This window comes from Hymenobacter agri, assembly GCF_054778495.1.
This window is the reverse complement of sequence record NZ_BAAGZM010000741.1, coordinates 1-1799: the sequence shown is the minus strand read 5'-3', so window position 1 is coordinate 1799 and position 1799 is coordinate 1. Positions and strand designations below refer to the sequence as shown.

The 1799-nt window shown below is 58.4% G+C and carries 2 protein-coding genes; both read left to right on the top strand.

What is annotated here, in order from left to right; all coding sequences use genetic code 11:
• The first annotated feature begins 873 nt into the window (after positions 1 to 873).
• Positions 874 to 1242 carry a hypothetical protein gene (locus ACYVDE_RS21620; RefSeq protein WP_460503609.1) on the top strand — a complete coding sequence of 123 codons (369 nt, stop codon included), beginning with the start codon at positions 874 to 876 and terminating at the stop codon, positions 1240 to 1242.
• A 24-nt stretch (positions 1243 to 1266) separates the two neighbouring features.
• The gene (locus ACYVDE_RS21615; RefSeq protein ID WP_460503608.1) at positions 1267 to 1500 is read left to right on the top strand and encodes a hypothetical protein; all 234 of its coding nucleotides are present in this window, start codon (positions 1267 to 1269) and stop codon (positions 1498 to 1500) included.
• Positions 1501 to 1799: the final 299 nt, after the last annotated feature.

Here is a 1799-nt window from a genome sequence, read left to right as displayed (position 1 = left end):
GCCGCATTTGGCGCACGTATGCTGAGTTGTTACCATCAACCTTATACGTGTTCATCCTCACTTAGACCACCGCCAAATTGTGCATACGATTATTTGATGACACTCACCCTTCCCAACCTCAGGAGACAGGGTGTTGTGCGTAACGAGGCACCGCTCCTACTAGGACGCCGCTGAGACACTCCAAGCTTCCTCAGCGGCTTCAAGAGGCGCCAAGGGCACGGGGGCGGGCGCTGGGGCCGGGGGGGGACGGCACTGAGATACGCCAAACTCCGGTAGCAGCGGCAATTTTCCCGGAATCTTTGCATCTTTGCGCAACTTCCGGCGGCTGGGCACAGTTACAGCCCAAGGCAGGAAGGACTTGCGTCCCTCCTGCTGGCTACGGTTAGTGTTGCAGTACCACGTAAGTGGCAGCGGCCAACACCAGCCATCGGCCAAATTGCGCAAGCAGTTTCACCGGGAGCCTGACGACGATTACTACGTAATCACCGTCGCTGTTTGGTTTGTTCTCCATCGTCTTCAAAATAATGGGAGGGACAAATCACCCACTTCTCGAAGCCCGTGGTGCCAGCCACGGGCTTCGCTCGTTTCAGCCGAAGCCAAATTGAGCACCGTGGTTGGCGGGAGACTACCGCACAGTGCGGCAAAGCTACTTCGATTTGGAGGAAAGGCAACTGCCCCTTAGCCACACCCAGCTTCCCACGCGGCACTAAGCGGCGCCAGGGGCACGGGAGCGGGCGGGAGAATTTAACTTATTCTAAAGCCCATAGGGGCCGAATTATTGGAGCTAGTGTACCTGGTAGGTTCGTGGCGCTACCCGTGCGCCCGGGTATCGTGCTACCTTGGCAGGCGCATTTTAACCGTCAACTTCCTTTCATGCTTAAACGCGTTACTCTTGGCCTGTTCGGAACCGGCCTGGCTTGTTCGTTGCTGGCCTTTGTGCCGGTTTCTATCACTCCTGCCCGGACCGCGGCAGGCCTGCTCTCCACCAAATCCAAAAGCCCCCTACCCGATGATTTGCCGCAGGCCAAGCTGCTCTTCGTGAAGTATTCGTTGGTAGAGCTGCCCGCCGGTGGCCCGACCGGGTGGGGCCGGGAGCGCGCCAAATATTTTACCATGAAAAACCACAACAAGGTGACGCCCGAAGCGAACAGCCAGCTGGTGGAGACGGCCCGGCGCTATCCGTATGCTTACCGCGTCACGACGCTCGATTCGGTGCCATATTACCACGAGAAGCAGGGCTAGAAGCAGGGCTACAAGTATGTGCTTATGCACGACGGCTTCGGGGCCGGCGCGGCGGGCCAGTACACGGGCATGACCAGCAACCGCACGAGCAATGGTACTACCTATACTTCTACGTCAATCGACCTGTACGTGGAAGACCTGAACAACGGTACCAGGTACGTTTTCAACGACTTCAGCGGCACATTTATTTACTACAACAAGGGCATTGTGGAAATGCTGCTGAAAAAGGTCAGCAAGCAGTTTGAGGCCAAGAAATAGCGGTGGCGGCCAGCGGCCAGCCATTCACCAGGCATTGCAAACGGGAACCGGCTACGGCACTACTCGTGCGGGGGCCGGTTCTTGTGCGCACTTAGGCTAGCACAGATTCTAACATGAACAAACGGATAATCAGGCTGCTGTGCCTGCTCGCACTGTTGCCCGGGTTGGGAGCGTGCCACCGTGCGGCCGAAGTGCAGCTGGTGGGCCGCACCACGGCCAGCGGCCAGCAGTATTCGCTTTTCTATCCGCGGGGCCTGGCTGTGCGGGTCAGCACCACGCGGCCCGACGTGGCCGACCGC

What these genes read in the sequence shown, in the direction of transcription:
- ACYVDE_RS21620 (WP_460503609.1), top strand. Translation starts at nt 874, where the DNA reads ATGCTTAAACGCGTTACTCTTGGCCTGTTCGGAACCGGCCTGGCTTGT.
- ACYVDE_RS21615 (WP_460503608.1), top strand. Translation starts at nt 1,267, where the DNA reads ATGCACGACGGCTTCGGGGCCGGCGCGGCGGGCCAGTACACGGGCATG.